17 protein-coding genes are annotated in these 16,028 nt (G+C 42.3%); 15 read left to right on the forward strand and 2 right to left on the reverse strand.

Annotated features, from left to right (window positions below):
• The 6 genes from DESDI_RS08745 (at position 1) to DESDI_RS08770 (ending at position 6,322) form a co-directional block, all read left to right on the forward strand.
• Entirely contained in the window at positions 1-423 is a 423-nt protein-coding gene (locus tag DESDI_RS08745) for a 2-oxoacid:acceptor oxidoreductase family protein (RefSeq protein WP_015262245.1), read from the forward strand.
• A 27-nt stretch (positions 424-450) separates the two neighbouring features.
• On the forward strand, positions 451-1,776 hold the full coding sequence (locus DESDI_RS08750; protein ID WP_015262246.1) for an SLC13 family permease: 1,326 nt from the start codon (positions 451-453) through the stop codon (positions 1,774-1,776).
• A gap of 177 nt (positions 1,777-1,953) precedes the next feature.
• Complete coding sequence (locus tag DESDI_RS08755; RefSeq protein ID WP_015262247.1) at positions 1,954-3,129, forward strand: aconitase family protein; 1,176 nt, start codon at positions 1,954-1,956, stop codon at positions 3,127-3,129.
• A gap of 40 nt (positions 3,130-3,169) precedes the next feature.
• A complete protein-coding gene (locus DESDI_RS08760) occupies positions 3,170-4,588 on the forward strand; it encodes an FAD-binding oxidoreductase (RefSeq protein WP_015262248.1) in 1,419 nt (472 codons plus the stop codon).
• 3 nt (positions 4,589-4,591) lie between these two features.
• Positions 4,592-5,869: a (Fe-S)-binding protein gene (locus tag DESDI_RS08765; RefSeq protein ID WP_015262249.1), complete on the forward strand. Its 1,278-nt coding sequence runs from the start codon at positions 4,592-4,594 to the stop codon at positions 5,867-5,869.
• A gap of 33 nt (positions 5,870-5,902) precedes the next feature.
• Positions 5,903-6,322, forward strand: a complete 420-nt coding sequence (locus DESDI_RS08770; RefSeq protein ID WP_015262250.1) for a hypothetical protein — start codon at positions 5,903-5,905, stop codon at positions 6,320-6,322.
• A gap of 439 nt (positions 6,323-6,761) precedes the next feature.
• Here DESDI_RS08770 and DESDI_RS08775 read toward each other — a convergent pair whose 3' ends face one another.
• Positions 6,762-7,637: a radical SAM protein gene (locus DESDI_RS08775; protein WP_041219872.1), complete on the reverse strand. Its 876-nt coding sequence runs from the start codon at positions 7,635-7,637 to the stop codon at positions 6,762-6,764.
• 204 nt (positions 7,638-7,841) lie between these two features.
• On the opposite strand from DESDI_RS08775, the gene sstT reads away from it, so the two are divergent.
• The 7 genes from sstT to DESDI_RS08810 all read left to right on the forward strand — a co-directional run bounded on the left by sstT (position 7,842) and on the right by DESDI_RS08810 (position 13,655).
• Complete coding sequence (sstT, locus tag DESDI_RS08780; protein ID WP_015262253.1) at positions 7,842-9,077, forward strand: serine/threonine transporter SstT; 1,236 nt, start codon at positions 7,842-7,844, stop codon at positions 9,075-9,077.
• 112 nt (positions 9,078-9,189) lie between these two features.
• Positions 9,190-9,819, forward strand: a complete 630-nt coding sequence (locus DESDI_RS08785; protein ID WP_015262254.1) for a TetR/AcrR family transcriptional regulator — start codon at positions 9,190-9,192, stop codon at positions 9,817-9,819.
• A complete protein-coding gene (locus DESDI_RS08790) occupies positions 9,806-10,609 on the forward strand; it encodes an ABC transporter ATP-binding protein (RefSeq protein ID WP_015262255.1) in 804 nt (267 codons plus the stop codon). Before DESDI_RS08785 ends, DESDI_RS08790 begins: the two co-directional genes overlap by 14 nt.
• The gene (locus tag DESDI_RS08795) at positions 10,600-11,355 is read left to right on the forward strand and encodes an ABC transporter permease (RefSeq protein WP_015262256.1); all 756 of its coding nucleotides are present in this window, start codon (positions 10,600-10,602) and stop codon (positions 11,353-11,355) included. The genes DESDI_RS08790 and DESDI_RS08795 overlap by 10 nt, the downstream gene beginning before the upstream one ends.
• A 165-nt stretch (positions 11,356-11,520) precedes the next feature.
• Positions 11,521-12,495 carry an ABC transporter substrate-binding protein gene (locus tag DESDI_RS08800; RefSeq protein WP_015262257.1) on the forward strand — a complete coding sequence of 325 codons (975 nt, stop codon included), beginning with the start codon at positions 11,521-11,523 and terminating at the stop codon, positions 12,493-12,495.
• Positions 12,496-12,717: 222 nt separating this feature from the next.
• Positions 12,718-13,356: a carbonic anhydrase gene (locus tag DESDI_RS08805; RefSeq protein ID WP_015262258.1), complete on the forward strand. Its 639-nt coding sequence runs from the start codon at positions 12,718-12,720 to the stop codon at positions 13,354-13,356.
• A gap of 35 nt (positions 13,357-13,391) precedes the next feature.
• Positions 13,392-13,655 (forward strand): hypothetical protein, encoded by a 264-nt coding sequence (locus DESDI_RS08810; RefSeq protein WP_015262259.1) that lies wholly within the window; start codon positions 13,392-13,394, stop codon positions 13,653-13,655.
• 81 nt (positions 13,656-13,736) lie between these two features.
• Here DESDI_RS08810 and DESDI_RS08815 read toward each other — a convergent pair whose 3' ends face one another.
• A complete protein-coding gene (locus DESDI_RS08815) occupies positions 13,737-14,909 on the reverse strand; it encodes a TraB/GumN family protein (RefSeq protein WP_015262260.1) in 1,173 nt (390 codons plus the stop codon).
• Between the two features lie 178 nt (positions 14,910-15,087).
• Between DESDI_RS08815 and DESDI_RS08820 the strand changes: the two genes are divergently transcribed.
• Together DESDI_RS08820 and DESDI_RS08825 are read left to right on the forward strand one after the other, a co-directional pair.
• Positions 15,088-15,696, forward strand: a complete 609-nt coding sequence (locus DESDI_RS08820) for a DUF2238 domain-containing protein (RefSeq protein ID WP_015262261.1) — start codon at positions 15,088-15,090, stop codon at positions 15,694-15,696.
• A gap of 103 nt (positions 15,697-15,799) precedes the next feature.
• Positions 15,800-16,024 (forward strand): DUF1858 domain-containing protein, encoded by a 225-nt coding sequence (locus DESDI_RS08825; protein ID WP_015262262.1) that lies wholly within the window; start codon positions 15,800-15,802, stop codon positions 16,022-16,024.
• Positions 16,025-16,028 lie beyond the last annotated feature (4 nt).

Consider the following 16,028-nt stretch of genomic DNA (forward strand, 5'->3'; position numbering starts at 1 on the left):
GTGGTCGAAGTAAAATTATTGGGACGCTTTGGGCAACCCGTAGGGAAAATTACACGAGCAATGGGGAAACAGCTTATGACCGAAGGAAAGCATGTCCAAGTCTTTGACGGATTTGGAGCATTCCGACCGGGAAATCTCACGAACTCCACCCTTAGAGTTGCTGATGAGGTCATTATTGAGCGCTCAGAGAATGAGACCACCCCAGATGTCATCGTCGTACTAGATAACAGCTTATTTGCAGTAAGTGATGTAACCAAAGGACTAAAACCCAAAGGTAAGGTAATCGCCTTAGGAGTAACCAAGGATGTCCTAGGAGAAAAGGCTCAAGACGTTACTTTTATCGCAGTAGACCCAAGCTTCAAAGGTGGAGCAGATTGCGAAGACGAATTGATCAAAGTTCTCAAGCAACATAGTGTGTTATAAAAGAAAATATGAATGGGGAGAAGTACTATGTTTGAGTTGGATTTTCTAGCCGATACTGCGCTAGCCCAAACACTAGCTGCCAATATGGATGTTATTTCTCTTGTCGCCTTAGTGCTAGCCATTATTCTATCCATATGGAAAAACACGAACCTTGGAACCTTAGCCCTTGGTCTTACTCTTGTTATCGGAAACTTAATTGGTGGGGTACCGGTTAAAACTCTCATTAAAGCTTATCCGACAAGTTTGCTCATAATGTTGGCCGGGGTAACTTTTCTTTTCGGTATTGCTCAGGTCAACGGAACATTAGATAAAATTACAAAGTACACTGTCAAATCTGCTAAAGGTAATGTGGCGATTATCCCTATTATTCTGTTCTTCCTAGCATTCTTCCTTTCCTCAATTGGACCAGGACAAATTTCCATTTCTGCTCTGATGGCTGCTCCAGTCATGGTTTTGGCTGTAGAAGTTGGTATTCCTCCTCTACTCATGGCGCTTGTTGTCGGTAATGGTGCTCAAGCTGGTGCTATGTCACCTCTGGCCCCTAATGGAATTGTTGGTAATAGTGTTCTTGCTGAAATGGGCATCACCGACATGGCTATGCAAATGTGGATCAGCATGCTTCTTGTTCACATTCTCGTTGCCGCTTTTGCTTATTTCTTCTTCGGTGGGGCAAAGCTTTGGAAGAACCGCAATGATGCCAATAGCCCTGCAAAAGTATTAGCAGCCATGATGGTTGAACCTTTTAATTTTGCCCAAAAAGCGACTCTAGCAGCAATTGCCATCTTAGTCATCTCCGTAATCGGTTTCGGTCTAGATATCGGACTAGTAGCTTTCCTCCTTGGCTCAATTCTTATCTTTATGAAATGTGCTGATGAAAAAGCCGCATTTAAAGCTATGCCTTGGGGAGCTATTATCCTGGTAACTGGTGTAAGCGTTATGGTCGGTCTCATGAAAAATATCGGTGGAATGGATCTCTTTGCTGAGATCATGGCTAACTTCTCCACTCCTTATACAGCTACTTTAGTCGTTGGTTTCTTCTCAGCTATTGTATCTGCATACGCTAGTACCTCTGGAGTTATCATGCCAGCCTTCTTACCTATGGCGCCACTCCTCTTAGAGAAAATCGGATCTGACCCTGCAGCATTGCCTGCCTTGATCACCACCATTGTTGTCGCAGGCCACCTTACCGATATGAGCCCTCTCTCTACAACAGGTGCTGTCTTTATTTCAGGAGCACCGGATTCAGTTGATTCGAAGCCATTATTCAAAGGGATGATGATTTGGGGATTGTCTATGTCAGTCTTTGGTGCAGTACTTTGTTGGTTACTCTTCACCGTTTTGGGACTCGCATAAAACAAATCTCATATACCAAATCCCATATATCATCATTAGTTGAAGTAGTATAAAAAACACCCTGTTTGGCTTGTTAAAACTCCGATAATCTAGCCCCCCTATTTCTAGGGGGGCTCCCCTTAAAAATAAATCCCAGGAACTTCAATAGCTGTACTTTTCGTGGAAGAGGGGATTCTAGTGAATTTTTTTAATCAATCATTAGCTAAAGCAGCATCTTTACCTCATATAGAAACTGGACAAGAAATCGATCTCAAGGTAGATCTCATACTTGGACATGACGGAACATGGCCAAAAGTGTTAAATGCATGGAAGAACACTAATTATAAGCTGGCCGCCGGCAATAAAGTATTCTTAACTCTTGACCATGGTTTTCCGGCACTGTCCATTAAGGACCGGATCTTTCATCAAGAGCTCAGTCAATTAGCAAAAGAGAAAAACCTTAAGTTATATAAACATGGGGAGGGCGTATTACATCAAGTGCTCGCCGAAGAAGAAGCTTTGACGCCCGGAATGTTGATTGTGGGTGCCGATGGTCATGTGGCTACGGCCGGTGCTTTTGGAGCAATTGCATTTTCACTATCCCCAGAACAACTTATTAAACCTTTGGAAACAGGCTATTATACCGTAACTGTTCCTGAAACAGTAACGATTACTTTAGAAAATCAACCGATTCCTAATGTCATGGCAAGAGATATTGCCTTAACAATCCTCGGCAACTTCCATAAGGAAATTAAGGGCAAGGCGGTAGCTTTAACCGGCTCTTATCTGGAACAGGCCAGTATAGATTCCAAAATGACCTTATGTAATTTACTTCCCGAAGGTGGTGCCCTTACTGCATTTGTTATTCCCACAACAGAAAGTACTGAAGAAGAAGCAAGTTATACTATCGATGTAAGTACTCTGGAACCGATGGTCGCGGTACCACCAACCCCTACAAATGTTCAAGCGGTAAGCGAGCTTCTTGGAAAGAAAATTACCGTGGCAATTATCGGAGGATGTTCTGCCGGGCGTATGGAAGATATGCTCCTCTGCGCTTCCGTATTAAAGGACAAGAAGGTACATTCCGACGTAACCTTAATTATTACTCCTGCTTCGAGTAAAGTGGCCAATAAAATGGATGGAATGGGAATCACCTCAGTGTTGCGTAACAGCGGTGCTGTAGTCATGCCTCCCGGTTGTGGCCCCTGCCCTGGCAAACATTTTGGATTGCTATCTCCTCAAGATATAGCCATTACGACGACAATTAGGAATTCACCAGGTAGAATCGGCTCAGAAGAGGCAGAAATTTTTCTGGCATCTCCATTAACCGTTGCTTTATCAGCTTTAAAAGGTGAGATTTCCGCGAGTGAATAGGGATCAAATTGTAAAGTTGTAAGAACAGGGAGGAAGTAAAGTGGTTTCGAAGAATCAACTTATTCAGGATTTAGAGGGCATGTTTAAGCCTGAGCGAGTTTTTAAGAGTGAGCTGCAGCGCTATTGTTACACATACGATAGTTCTTTCGTTTCTCAGCAAACCGAATACTACCCCGATGTGGTTGTCTGTTTAGACAGCACTGAGGATGTTTCAAGGCTGATGAAATATGCTTGGGACAATGAAGTACCTGTGACGCCGAGGGGGGGCGGCAGCGGCCAAACTGGAGGAAGTGTTGCAATAAAGGGCGGCATTGTTGTAGATCTATCTGGATGGGATGATATTGTGGAGATTGATGATGCCAACATGCAGGTCGTCGTCAGACCTGGTATTGTCCATTCTGATCTGAATGATAAGTTATCTCCCTATTGTCTATTCTTTCCACCAGATCCAGGCAGTTCAAAGATGGCTACTGTGGGTGGGATGGTAGCTAATAATGCTAGCGGCTTAAGAGCGGTAAAATATGGAGCTACCTTCCAGTACGTACTGGGTTTAGAAGTAGTTCTACCGAATGGAGACGTTATGAAAACTGGCGGGCTAAAATCCAAAGCCTTAAAAAGCGTCTCTGGGATCGACCTTACACGTATTTATTGTGGGTCCGAAGGAACGTTAGGAATTATTACTGAGATTCGCTTAAAAGTCTTACCAAAACCTCAATCACGTGGCATTATGCTAGCATTATTTGAGAAGTTGGAAGATAGTGCTCTGACCGTTCTTGATGTTTTTAAAGCCGGGCTTATTCCCTCTGGAATTGAAATCCTTGACGATGGCGGAATACGCTGTGCGAATATATTTAAACCCGATTTAAATATCCCTGAGGTGGAAGCAGCAATTTTCTTTGAGATTAACGGATCCAAACCTGCAGTCGCCGAAGAAGGGGCACAGGTGAGAGCTATAGCTGAAAAGCGGGCTTCTAGTGTGGAGTGGGCTACAGATGCTGATCGGATGGCAAAGCTCTGGCAAGGGCGTGCAGTTATTGGGGCAGCATCCGCTCGGTTCATGGAAGGTAAAACCCGGATTTTTGCCGGTGAAGATGTTTGCTTTCCAATCTCCAAAGTTCCAGAGGCCCTAAGGAATATCCGCAGTATCGGAGCAAAATACAATATTCCTGTAGTCATCTATGGTCATATCGGGGATGGCAACATGCACACAGCTCCCATTATGGATCCTTTAAACCCTGATGAAGTCGAAAGAACTCATAAAGTAGCTGAAGCTATTCATCGTTTAGCTTTGGAAATGGGTGGATCTACCACAGGGGAGCATGGAGTAGGATTTGCTAGGGTTCCTTACATGGAAGAGGAGCACGGAAAAGCCCTGGATGTTATGTGGGCTATTAAGAAGGCTATAGACCCGAAATTGTTAATGAACCCAGGCAAGATATGGAAGCTGGGGAGGGAATAGTTTATGGAATCTGCATATAAACTTAGCTTCCCTGAAGAGCTTAAAAAGTGTGTCAAATGTGGAACTTGCCGTGCACATTGCCCGCTCTTTTCAGAGATAAAAGGAGAATTCGGATCACCACGGGGCCGTTTAGCATTGATTAAGCAGCTTCATGAAGGAAAAATTCAGCCAACCCCAGAATTAGCAGATATTATTTATACCTGTCTCCTATGCAAGACTTGTGCCGTGGAATGCCCTTCTGGGGTCATCACCGATGAAATCATCATTGCCTCCCGCAATTATATGAATGAAGTTATGAAACAGCCAGTTATTAAAGGGGCGCTTTTAAAAGGATTCTTGACGCGTCCGGGTATGCTCTATGCTAGTATGACCTTAGCTGGACTCTATCAAAAAGTGGGCTTGCATAGTTTGCTGAGCAAGACCAGTCTATTTGACCTTCTGCCCGAGAAGCTCAACGCTTGTACCAAGATTATGCCAGATATAAGCAAAAAACCAGCACGTTCGCGTATTCCGGTGGTTACCCCAGCCAAGGAAGAGAAGAAATTTAAAGTTGCTTATTTCCTCGGATGCGCAACAAATCATATCTATCCAGATGTACCTGTGGCTGGTGTAAAAGTTTTGAGTCAGAATGGTTGTGAAGTGGTTACAGTAGAAGGGGTAAAATGTTGTGGCATGCCTCAGATGGCTTATGGAGAACTCACCACTGCTAAGAAACTAGCCAAACACAACATGGAGATATTTCTTAAAGAGGACTATGATGCCATTATCACTGATTGTGCTTCGTGTTCATCCACCTTTAAAGAATTATACCTGCACTTGTTTGACGAAAACGAATATGAATTCGAGATGGCTAAGCAACTAGCTTCTAAAACCTGGGATCTTAACCAATTTCTAATTCGGAAAACCGGCATAAAACCAGGCAATAATGGAGAACGAAAAGTCAGAGTGACTTACCACGATCCTTGCCACTTGAAGCGAGCACAAAAGGTATTTAAAGAACCTAGAGAAATCCTTAAGCAAATTCCTGGTGTAGAATTTGTAGAAATGAAAAATGCAGATCGCTGTTGCGGCTCCGCAGGAAGCTTTACCGTCATGCACCATAACCTATCCATGAAAGTCTTGGCGAAAAAGATCACCAATGTCCAAGCTGTTCAGCCGGATTTTGTTGCTACATCCTGCCCCACCTGCACCATGCAATTGAGCTATGGACTGAAACAAGCAGGGTCTAATGCCCAGGTCGTTCACCCGGTACAAATTTTAGCTAATACCTACGCAGAGTAATGCCTATCAGGCTTTAGGTAAGGAGTGGCGCGTATGACAAAATTAGATGAAGCTTCCCAAATCGTGATCCGCCCTAAAGAGGTTGAATTGGCTATCAAGCTAATGATTACTGCTACAGCATTAGGTATATTAGTCGGATATCTTAATATTCCTGTGTCCTCGGACCACGAACATTTCCAAGCTTATACTTACCTGATTCTCTTGGAAATGCTCATGAATATTTATTTTATCTATAAAGTCTCCCAAAATAGGGACTGGGCTCGGAAGATATATATCGGCGTAACCATAGTTTCCTTCTTGTATTACTTGCCACGATTATTCGCAGTTATCGTTTCGACACCTTTCAATGGTGTGCTGCAGTTTATAAGTATGTTGATTCAGGTTATAGCGGTATACTTTCTCTTACGTAAAGGGACCAAACAGTGGTTTCTCCTCGTTAAAAGAGCAGCATAGTTGTACTTGGCGTATTGGTCAAAGGTTTTGATTTTAAATAATAAAAATATACAGATTTATGAGAACTGCCTGACTTTATCGGGCAGTCTTTTTATTTCTAATTGTTAGCGATATTATGAACTTAATGATAAATATTGTAGCTTAAATAGTGAAATACTATAGCATAAAACTCAGGGAGATGATTTTATGAATATCTTAAGTGGTTTATTGTTTATCGGGTTATCAGTTTGCCTTATTGCCATGAAATATAAGAGAGCTTATACTGATTCAGTAGAAGATAGACTAAATTTCATTCAAGATCGCTCAATCTTTATGGAATAAACCCAACTACGGTATCCATGCCCTAAAGAAGAAAAACTAATAAAGTCATTAAAACACTAAAAAAGCTTAGCAAATGCACCCTTGCAATTGCTAAGCTTTTTTGTTTAAGGGGGTGGTTTCAAAGTTCCCGCCAGTTTTCGGGTCGCAAAACTTCCGCTCGATTCTCCGCTATTACCCCTTTTATGGTGGACAATAATAGCTCCTTATCATAGGGAAAATGAGCTTTAAGGGGAAGGTAATTTGAAGCATGGTTGCTGCGGAAAAGACAATCCCGGAGTTCAAGGCCTTGAATGATAAGCCCCAGCTCCCTAAGGCATTCCCAGGGATTAAGCAGAGTAAATTCACCGGATTGTACTTTTTTAGAGAGGGGTGCCTCAGGTTCTAGCATCAAGGTGAGAGTTCCTATAAAGTGAGGATTAATAGCGCTGAGAACTTTCCCGGTCTCAAAAGCGTGTTCCTCAAAAGCTTGTTTACCTCCAAGCCCCAAGATAATGGTGCAGGATAGTTTCAACCCACTGGCCACAACTTTTTGTCCGGCGGCTATCATTTCCTCTGGAGTCACCCCTTTGCCAATAAGCTTGAGGACGTCTTCGCTTCCGCTTTCCACACCGAGATAGACGATACCTAGTCCTTGATCCTTAAGATATGAAAGCTCCTGAGGAGTTTTGTTTAGGATATCTTTAGGTCCTCCGTAGATTCCGACTCGTTCTAGATGAGGGAATCTCTGATAAATAGTTTGCAAGATTTCACTTAATAAGTCGGTATCACAGGCGAGGGCATCACCATCGGCGAGAAAAATTCTTCTCACCATAGGATACTCCTTCACTCCAGCATCAATACTACTCATAATATCTTCTTTGCTGGGGATGTGAAAGCTTTTCCCCTTGTACATGCTGCAAAAAGTGCATTGATTGTGTTTGCAGCCGACAGTGATTTGTAAAATCAGACTCGAAGCCTCGCTAGGAGGACGAAAAACAGCTCCTTCATAATTAATAAAATTCCCCCACATCATAAAGCAGACATAACTCAGATGATATATATATTGGCTATACTTGGCAGATTTCCTTTTTTGCACCATTCGCTTTAATAAGTATACAGGATACTAAATTGTCATGTGTCATAAATCATGATAAACTAAGAAAATCTTAGATAATGCGACATTATCAGTCGAAATAATTGAAAGGAAGGAAAGGGAAAATTGAAAGATCTGATTAGAAAATGGAACGAAATTAGTCTTGTCAAACGTATTCTTGTTGGACTCATTATCGGTATTACTTTAGCCTTAACGATTCCCGAGGCGGCCGCGCCTGTATCTATTTTGGGCAATTTATTCGTTGGAGCATTGAAAGCGGTTGCGCCAATCCTTGTCTTTTTTCTCGTTATGGGGGCAATCGCCGGCCATAAAGGCGGAAAGCAGACCAATATGAAATCCATTTTGGTGCTTTATCTTGTGGGAACTTTCTTAGCCAGCGTTGTGGCAGTTATCGCTAGCTTTATGTTTCCTGTGAGCATTACCTTAGCTGCTGGAGCGGAGGCTGTTTCATCTCCAGGAGGGATTTCCGAGGTTCTATTATCCTTGCTGATGAATATCGTGGATAATCCCGTGAAAGCACTAATGAATGCTAACTATATTGGCATCTTAGCTTGGGCCATTCTGCTTGGATTCGCCTTAAAAAGCGCAGGGCAAACCACGAAGAGCTTTATTAGTGATTTATCCGAAGGAATATCAAAAGTAGTAAAATGGGTGATCAGCTTGGCACCCTTCGGCATTCTAGGTTTGGTCTTTGATTCCATTGCTACTAGTGGTTTAGATGCTCTACTAGGTTACGGAAAATTGCTGGTTCTATTAGTGGGCAGTATGCTTGCTGTAGCTCTAATTATCAATCCGCTAATCGTCTATATTAAAATCCGCAAAAATCCTTACCCGCTGGTACTTCGTTGTTTAAGGGAAAGTGGTATAACGGCGTTTTTTACCCGGAGTTCGGCAGCTAATATACCCGTTAACATGAATCTCTGCGAAAAGCTTGGTTTAGACAAAAACACGTATTCCATTTCAATTCCCTTGGGAGCAACCATCAATATGGCGGGGGCAGCCATTACAATTGCTGTGTTAACGCTATCGGCCGTTCATACCCTAGGGATCCCGGTTGATTTTCCGACTGCTATCATCTTAAGTGTGCTGGCAGCGGTAGCAGCCTGCGGCGCTTCCGGTGTAGCAGGGGGCTCACTTTTGCTCATTCCTTTAGCCTGTAGCCTATTCGGCATTCCAAATGATATCGCAATGCAGGTCGTTGGAGTCGGTTTTATCATCGGGGTACTCCAAGACTCTTGCGAAACGGCATTGAACTCATCAACTGACGTGTTATTTACAGCTGCAGCTGAATATGCAGAATGGCGTAAACAGGGGAAAGCATTTAAGATGTTACATCCATAATACTCCTGCCATAATTTACTTGACTGATAAAATAATAAAGAGTACAATTTGTCCATAAATTGAATCGAAGTTCAGTTTATGGACTTTTTATATTGAAAGCATGGAGTTGGGTATGGTCTATAATAAAACGGATAAAGTTCTTGAGAAACAAGAATTGCGACGGAAAAGGATAATCAAAGCAACTAAGGAAATCCTATCTGAAGAAGAGGAGATCGGCAAGGTGTCGATTAAATCCATTGCTAAGCGTGCCGGAATCGCTACAGGCACGTTTTATCTCTATTTCGCTGATAAAGAATCCTTAGTGGATATGATTGTCAAAGAGATTTATGATGAACTATTGGCAAAGATCAAAAAGGAACGAGGGCAATACACCAACCCCTTTGACAAGCTTCAGGCCTCCATGGAGGTGTGTATTCGCTTGTTCTTAAAAGAAAAATACCTAGCGAAAATTCTCCTGGAAAAGTTTCCTCAACTTCAGACCGCTCTAAATACTAAATATGCCGATATCGAGGAAGACTTGATTCGGTTGACTAAGATTGATTTGGATGAGCTTTTGGAGGATCAATTGATCCCCAAGCAAGATACTCAAGTGACGGCTACGGCTTTCGTAGGAACCTTCCGTGAGGTTATTTTATCTTGGATTGGCAAAGGAGAACCGGAAAATATTGATCTGGCCTATCGAACCTTAATCAATTACAACATGAGAGGGATTGGGAGAATAAAGGTTGATGAAGAAGGATAAAGATAAGGATAAGGATAAGGAGATGGACATGGATTATTTATCCATAGAAGGGTTGAATGTAGTTTATTCTCAAAATGGTCAATTAACCAATGCCTTAAAAGATGTGCAGCTGTCCCTACCTTCAGGACAGATCGGGGCAATTATCGGCCCCTCAGGGTGTGGAAAAAGCACTCTCCTGAGTGTCGTGGCAGGTTTAAATAAGAACTATCAAGGGCAAGTTTTGTTAAAGGGCGCTTCCCCTAGGGCAAGCAACGAGGTTGCCTTGATCTTGCAAGAATACGGACTTTTGCCTTGGAAAACCGTGCATGATAATGTCAAGCTAGGCCTCCAGTTTAGGGGTGTTTCTAATACTGAGGCCGAGCAAAGAACCGAAGGGATGCTTAAGCAATTAGGGTTACTTCAATTACTAAAGCGTTTTCCTATCCAGTTAAGCGGAGGGCAACGTCAGAGAGTGGCTATCGCTCGATCTTTAGTGCTTAATCCGGAGTTGCTGCTCATGGACGAGCCTTTTTCTTCGTTGGATGCCCTGACCCGCGAAGAGATGCAGGATTTAGTGCTGAACGTTTGGCAGGAGACGGGGCTGACTATCTTGATTATTACCCATAATATCGAAGAAGCAGTGTTTTTAGGGCACAAGATTTTTGTCATGTCTTCTTGTCCAGGTACAATCAGCCAAGAGATTAATAATCCCTTGGCTGGGGACTATGAGGCAAGGGGAAAAATGGAATTTCTTGAGGTATGCAACTCCTTGCGCCTGAGTTTGCGGGGGAGAGGTGAAGCATGCAGATAAGATTTTTCACTAATAAGCTGTTAATTACTATAGTTACAGTAATTCTTATTAGTATAGCTTGGCAGGCCTTGTCTATGATCTTGGAAACTTCAGCTTTTCCGCCACCCGGTGAGGCGTTGCAATCCTTTGGGCAGTTGTTTTTTAGTGATATGGTTCCTCATTTGCTGATAAGTTTGTATCGGGTAGGGGTCAGCTTGATTATTGCAGCATTATTAGGGATTCCTTTGGGATTATTTTTGGGAAAGAACAAACGCGCTGATCAATTTTCCGCACCCTTCCTTTACCTAACCTTTCCCGTCCCCAAGGTTGTTTTTCTCCCCATTTTTCTAATTCTTTTAGGGATTGGCAATGTCTCGAAAATCGTCATGATTACTCTTATTGTATTCTATCAGATTGTGGTTACCACAAGAGATGCCGCTCGCAATGTGCAGCAAGAGTACGTTCTTTCTGTAAAATCATTAAAAGCTTCACCTTGGGACCTTTATCAGCATGTGTATTTCCCAGCATGTCTACCTTCGATTCTTACCTCATTGAAACTTGGTCTTGGGACAGCCATGGCCATCCTTTTCCTAGTGGAGACCTATGCCACTCAGGAGGGAATCGGTTTCTTCATAATGAACTCATGGAGCAGTCTAGCCTACGATAAAATGTTTGCCGGGATCATCGCTATGGGGCTCATGGGCTTTTTACTGTACCTCCTGTTGGACACCTGTGAGAAAGTATTTTGTTCCTGGGTTAATCCCTAATTCATAGGACAAACTAAAAAGTGGTGACTTGAAGCGAATTATCATTCAGCAATATGCAGTCAAAGCTATCTAAAAAAACTATTGACGAATTTCAGAAAAAGGGGTTTAATAGAAATCAAGAAATGAACTTGAGTTCATAATTTGATTTAAGCAGGAGGCACAACTATGGCTAGAAAATCTATGGCAACACTATTAGCGATTTTTCTCGTTTTAACCCTTGTTGCAGGCTGTGGCCAGAGTAATGGGAGTAATACAGGAGGTTCTCAACCAACAGTTAGCCAATTGAAGATTGGCTCACTAACCATTGAAGAAAACTTACCGATTTTAGTTGCTCAGCAAGAAGGCTATTTCACAGAGCAAAATATCCAAGTGGAATTAGTTCCTTTTCAAAGCCCTGTAGAGCTACAAAGTGCTTTCCAAGCCGGGCAATTAGACGGAACGATCACCGATATTATGATCGCCGCTTTATTGAAGAGCTCTGGCGAGGACTTGCGTGTTACTTCCATAGCGCTGGGTGCTACTCCTGAAGAGGGGCGCTTCGCTATCGTCGCTTCCCCGAAAAGCACCATTCAATCGGTGCAAGATTTAAATGGGAAGAAAATTGGTATCTCTACTAACTCCATCATTGAATATGTTACTGACGGTCTCCTACTGGAAGGAGGAGTAAATCCTTCGGAGGTCAAAAAGACCACCGTAGCCAAACTCCCACTCCGTGTCGAAATGCTTTTGAGCAATCAGATTGATGCCATCGTTGTTCCGGATCCGCTGATTACCTATGTGGTCTCCGAAGGGGCAAAAATCATCGCTGAAGACTCAAAAGGTGAAAACCTTTCCCAATCCGTGACTATTGTCAATAACAAAGTGATCAATGAGAAAAAGGATGCCTTAAACCGTTATTATCAGGCTTACACGAAAGCGGTGCAAGCTATCAATCAATCACCAGACAAGTATAAAGAGCTTTTAGTTAAGAATGTCAACATTCCCGAAAGCATTGCCGAATCCTATAAAGTGCAACACTACTCTGAGCCTCAATTACCTGAGGAAAAAGACGTGGATAAGGTTCTGAACTGGCTTAAATCGAAAGATTTACTCAAAAACCCAGTGGATTATCAAAGCTTTGTCCAATCAGGATTATATTAAGAGGAACTTGCTGAGGTAACTTTGAAGTAACTTATTGATAGAACTAACTAATAGAACCTACTAAGAGAACTACGATGGGCTGAATCATCAGGGAACTCCAAGAGTTATAATTAACGAAAGACAAAGCGTATAGTGTGACGCCTTGTCTTTTCGTATTAATGCGATATAATTGTTTCGATAAATCGGAGAAATATAGTAAAATAGTTTTGTACTTTAAAAGGGGTGAGTTTTACGCAAAAGCTAATCGATGGCATTGTCAATTTTCGTAAAGTAGATTTTGAAACCCATAAGAATCTCTTTCAAGAGTTGAAGGACGGTCAAAAACCCCATACCCTTTTTATTGCCTGTTCTGATTCTCGGATTGATCCGAATATGATTACCGGAGCATTGCCTGGAGAGCTGTTTATCATACGCAACGTAGCCAATATTATCCCCCCTTATCGCGAAACAACCGAATATGTTGCAACTACGTCTGCCATCGAGTATGCAGTCCAAATGCTTGAGGTAGAAAATATTATTGTCTGCGGGCATTCGAACTGTGGTGGCTGCTCAGCCAGCCTGAATGCTTCAGAAAGGCTGACAGCTTTGCCCCATACGAAAAAATGGCTGGAGCTAATTGAGCCGGTTAAAAATCGTGTTCTTAAGGAATTTTCAGCGGATGAGCCGGAGGCTAGGGAATGGATGATGGAGCAGGTCAATGTTGTTGAGCAATTGCGCCATTTGATGTCCTACCCTTACATCTATGACAAGGTTATGTCAGGCCAATTGATTATAAGCGGTTGGCACTATATGATCGAAACCGGTGAAGTTTTTATCTATGATCGGAAGGCTGGAGAATTCCGATTGGCCAATGGCGTCTAAGGGAGATTGCAGTGGTTTGAAAGGTCGTGATAGGGATGATTATTGGATTCGGGTTTGGGTATCCAATCGAAAGTATTCTTATGCTCCTCTTAACCTCGCTGATTAGCTATGCACTTTTCAAGAATTTCCGTAAGCAAAAGCGGCAAAATCTTGATCCCTATGAAGAAAGGGAAAGGCGCAGAAATTATTATTATGAGCAACGTCGCCGAGCGAAAGAATACACACGGGAATTTGATCTGACTGATGAAGAGATTGAACGACGCTTAGATGAAGAGTTTGATGAAAATAATTATAGATAAAGAAACGAGTCATACCAACGTGGTACGACTCGTTTCTTTATCTTCGGAGAAAAGCATTTTCTGGTCTAGATACTCCGCCTATTAAAGGTTCTGGAAGAATAAACGGGCGATATCTGCTCCCCCGATAAAGGTGCCCATGGAGCTTCCAATGTTAGCAAAAGCAATCGTTAGAAGAATGCGCGTTACTTTATTATTCCAAAAACCTTTAACGCTCAGGATGTCCTCAGAAAGTTTCTCGAAATCGCCAACATTAGGCCGCTTGAAATAGGCCTGCACTAAGCCTGCAAACCAACCGGCAGCGATTAATGGATGTAAGGCGGCGATGGGGGCCGCTAGGAATGCAGTCAGAATCGCCAAGGGGTGCCCAAAGGCCAAAGTGGTGCCTATTGCTGAAAGTGTACCCGTCCAAAGGACCCAACTTAGGGTCTGTTGTATACCGGCATCGGGATTGGCGTAAAAGGTATAGGCAATCAAAGCGATAATGAGGGCAGGGATAGACCATCCTAATATTTTGGGAATGATGGACTTGGGAGGACGTTCAGTTAATTCGCTTAAATCGTGATCCTTATATATTTCTTCTTTGATACCAGGTACATGTGCCGCACCCAAGACGGCTACGATCTTCTCGCCAGGAGCTTCCTTGATTTTTTGCGACAAATATTGGTCACGCTCATCGATTAAGGGCGTTTTTAATTTTGGAAAACTCACGGTAAAATCTTTTAACATGCTATTGAGCATATCAGTAGATTTAAGTTTCTCAAGCTCTTCCTCGGAGATGGATTGATCATCAAAAATACTGACGATAATCTCCGCAAGAAGTTTGCATTTCCCCCAGAAGCCTACATTATGCCAGATTCGAGAGAAAGTAATTTGAATATCACGATCGGCAAGCACAAGCTCGGCACCGATTTCTTTTGCAGACTCGATTCCTTGCACCATTTCTTGGCCGGCATTGGTGCCGAATTCCTTGGCTAAACGCTTCTGGAAAGAGGAAAGCGCTAAGTTCATGAGAAGAAGAGTCGCCTTTTTTTCCTTAATGACTTTAAAGATATCGGTTTCTCGCCACTTATTGCCATCGAGTATGGCTTTATAACGTTGTTCATCAAGTTCAATACAGACCGAATCGGGCCTTTCGGTTTCAACGACCTCTTTAACCAAATCGGCACTTTGCTTGGACACATGGGCAGTTCCAATTAGGATAATCTCTTTACCCTCAAAGTTCAAACGGGTAATATTTTCGTTCTCTATAGTCATAGATACCTTCCTTTTACGTCTAGATCGAAAATTGGGGTTGTTCATATTATTATACAACTATTATTGTATCGTTTACAGAGCTGATTGTAAAAGAGTTGATGGCGGAATTTTAACCTCTCAGAGGGATAGACTATTAAGGCATTGAGAAAAGGCCTTTTGGTGCTGAAGGAGAGTACAAATGAACAGAGTGAGTAAGATAACTATAGTAATTTTACTTGTTTTCGAGCTAGTTATCATGAGTATTGGCTTAAAAGCATTTTGGGAAAATAGATGGAAGGACTTAGGCCTCGCCGCTTTGTCAATGGCGGCGCTTTTCGTTCCCTATTTGATCAACTCTTTAGGTAACCGTATGAAGCTTAAGCTCCCCCCGGGTTTTCTCCCAATTAGTTTTATTTTTATTTTTTTAACCCAATATTTTGGCGAGATTAAGAAGTTTTACCAAACCTTTTGGTGGTGGGATCTATTTCTTCACGGAGCCTTTGGTGCTCTAGCTGTTTTATTTGCTATCTATGTTTTCAACTCAAGCCTGAAAAAGAGGGATCAGCAACTGCAGAAGAGGTTCGCTATATTTATTGGGATAATTTCCTTCTGTTTCTCCGTTACTTGTAGTTCTATTTGGGAGATATTTGAGTTTGTGTCAGATATGATATTACCCGAAAAAATGGTGAAGGGCGGTTTGGAAGACACTATGACCGATTTAATAATGGGTGCCATGGCTGCTTTGATTACTGCTATCGCCTATTATTTTTTGGGAAAATCTTCCGGTAGGGTTAAGGAAAATCTCTGAAGAAGGGACACAATATATGCCAAAAATATCATTACTTTATGAGTGAAATCACAGATTAAATCGATACTAACCTGTATAATGGTCTTAGAGGAGGGTGATACCCGTGAAAACGATCGATTTATCAAAGTCTGTCTATGAGATTTGTTCAATGTATCCCGAAGTTGCGGAAATCATGAAAGAAATAGGCTTCAAGAATATCGCTAGCCCTGGAATGCTTAATACCGCCGGACGGTTTATGACTATTCCTAAGGGAGCAGCAATGAAGAAAATTGACATGGGCTATATTAAAGAAACCTTTGCCGAGAAAGGCTTTGAAATAAATGAATAGGAGT

The organism is Desulfitobacterium dichloroeliminans LMG P-21439, from assembly GCF_000243135.2.
Lineage (GTDB): Bacteria > Bacillota > Desulfitobacteriia > Desulfitobacteriales > Desulfitobacteriaceae > Desulfitobacterium > Desulfitobacterium dichloroeliminans.